Genomic DNA, 2,428 nt, shown 5'->3' on the forward strand with positions numbered 1-2,428 from the left:
TTCTACGAGACCAACGACGAAAGCGTTTCTCGCTAGCAGAGCTGTATCGCTCCATGGTAGTGCGTCACCCCAACTTTATCCGACTAGAAATATATCGGTAGGCTAGCTCTGTCTTTTAACTTATGGATTTAGGTTCAGGCCTTCACCCTGTCCAAGGTATTAATCTTGGCATTAGGCTAGTACTCCATCAACTGACTTCTGCTTAATCACCATGATCATTACTGACCGAGGCGCTGCTATATCCCACTACGTTTTTTCCATCCCCGCGATGGTGGCTAGCGGGTTGGGCCTATCTATGAGTCAGCGACCACGCTGACAGCTTCACAGCAGCAAGCTAAACAGGTCTCCCTAGATAAGAACGTGAACTTTCACTACACAACTGCATTATTGACCCTATCCGTTAGATCACCTGGTTTCGGTGCCCTTAGCTACCTCACCTCCAGGCTAAGCCTAATAGGATGTTTCTGTTCGCCGCCTTACTAGCGACTTCCTACCCACAAGACCTCGCAGTGTTGCAGTTGCCATTCGCTAGTAGTTGGCATTTAATGGAACCCATTAAATGGTGATCCTCCTACAGAGGACTTTCACCCCATTAGTTCACGCCCATGCTCGCGGCCTTATGCGTCATTAAATATAGAGTATTGATTGAAGAATGAGTAAAGAACAACCAGATAATCCGCTACATGGTATTACTCTTGAGAAAGTTGTTATACGTTTGCAGGAGCATTATGGCTGGAATGGTTTGGCATATAGGATTAATATCAATTGCTTTAAGAGCGACCCATCAATTAAGTCTTCGCTCAAGTTTTTACGCAAAACCCAGTGGGCGCGAGATAAAGTCGAGAATCTGTATATCTCAACTTTTGAAAATAAATCTCCGTGGGCTAATCGTAAATAAGCACTATTTGGTAACCACATAGATGTCCCCGTGATTAGGCGGGGACAGGCGCATAAATCGGGTAGCCGGTAGTTTCTAGCTACCGCCCCCCACACTGACCGAGGCGCTGTTATGTCCCACCACTTTTGTCTATCCCCGCAATGGTGGCTAGCGGGTTGGACCTACTTATGAGTCAGCGGCCACGCTGACAGCTTCAAGCTAAACAGATCTCCCCTGATAAGAACGTGAACTTTCACTACACAACTGCATCATGTACTCTACTCGTTAACCCAGCTTTGGTATCCTTGGCCACCTCGCCTTCAGGTCAAGCCTTATAGGATGTTTCTGTTCGCCAGCTCATAGTTTTGCTAGCGGCTTCCTCCCCACAAGGCCTCGCGGTATTGTAGTTGCCATTCGCTTGTAGTTAGCATCTAATGGGCCCCATTAGTTCCCGCCCATACTGGGAGCACCAAGCAGCAGCACGTAAGCCCAACGGGCAGGACGGACTACACGCCGCTTCGCTCTGTTTCGGCCGCCGGTGTGCTGGGCGCTATGTGTAAATATAGTTAAGAAACCTTTTTCGTGATGGTGATAACGAAGATAGGTAATAGCAATCACCCAAAAAGAGTCATATTTAGTATGAGTACAGGTACGGTAAAGTGGTTCAATGGTGACAAAGGTTTTGGTTTTATTACTCCGGATGATGGAAGCAAAGATCTATTTGTTCACCATTCAGAAATTCAAATGAGTGGTTTCAAATCTCTGGATGAAGGGCAAAAAGTAGAATATGTTGTGGGGCAAGGGCAAAAAGGGCCGTGCGCTAACAATGTAAAGTCGCTGTAAGATAAATAACAGCATATATCGGGTAGCCGGTAGTTTCTAGCTACCGGCCCCCACACCACCCATTGTGCAGGTCCGCAATGGGCGGTTCCCTATTCGGAATGAATCTCTACCCAACGAAAGTGTCAAGCGGCTCTTCATTTGAGCTGAATGTCATGGCAGTGCGATGCCTAAACTTTATCCGACTGGAAACATATCGGTAGGCTAGCCCTGTCTTTTAACTCATGGATTTAACCGTGTCCAAGGTATTCATCTTGGCATTTGGCTACTATGCCGTCGGCTGACTTCTGTTTAATCACCTGGATCATTACTGACCGAGGCGCTGCTGTATCCCACCATTTTTGCCCACTCCACGATAGTGGCTAGTGGGTTGGGCCTATTTATGAGTCAACGTCCACGCTGACAGCTTCATAGCAGCAAGTTAAATAGACCTCCCTCTGATAAGAGGTGAACTTTCACTACACAACTGCATCATTGACTCTACACGCTAGACCACCCGGCTTCAGTGCCCCTGGCCACCTCGCCTCCAGGCCAAGCCATATAGAATGTTTCTGTTCATCAGCTCGTAGCTTTGCTAGCAGCTTCCTTGCACAAGACCTCACGATGTTGCAGTTGCCATTCGCTAGTAGTTAGCATTTAATGGAATCCATTAAATGCAACACTTCGGACAGTTTCATGCAGCTATAGCCCCATAGTCACTGTACTGCTCGT

2 protein-coding genes are annotated in these 2,428 nt (G+C 47.3%); both read left to right on the plus strand.

What is annotated here, in order from left to right; all coding sequences use genetic code 11:
* Positions 1-652: 652 nt before the first annotated feature.
* Positions 653-898, plus strand: a complete 246-nt coding sequence (locus tag MO867_RS21580; RefSeq protein ID WP_252472991.1) for a VF530 family protein — start codon at positions 653-655, stop codon at positions 896-898.
* A gap of 618 nt (positions 899-1,516) precedes the next feature.
* Positions 1,517-1,720: a cold-shock protein gene (locus MO867_RS21585; RefSeq protein ID WP_252472993.1), complete on the plus strand. Its 204-nt coding sequence runs from the start codon at positions 1,517-1,519 to the stop codon at positions 1,718-1,720.
* The last annotated feature ends 708 nt before the right edge of the window (positions 1,721-2,428 follow it).

Source organism: Microbulbifer okhotskensis, from assembly GCF_023895975.1.
GTDB classification, from domain to species: Bacteria; Pseudomonadota; Gammaproteobacteria; order Pseudomonadales; family Cellvibrionaceae; genus Microbulbifer; species Microbulbifer okhotskensis.

What these genes read in the sequence shown, in the direction of transcription:
- MO867_RS21580 (WP_252472991.1), top strand. Translation starts at nt 653, where the DNA reads ATGAGTAAAGAACAACCAGATAATCCGCTACATGGTATTACTCTTGAG.
- MO867_RS21585 (WP_252472993.1), top strand. Translation starts at nt 1,517, where the DNA reads ATGAGTACAGGTACGGTAAAGTGGTTCAATGGTGACAAAGGTTTTGGT.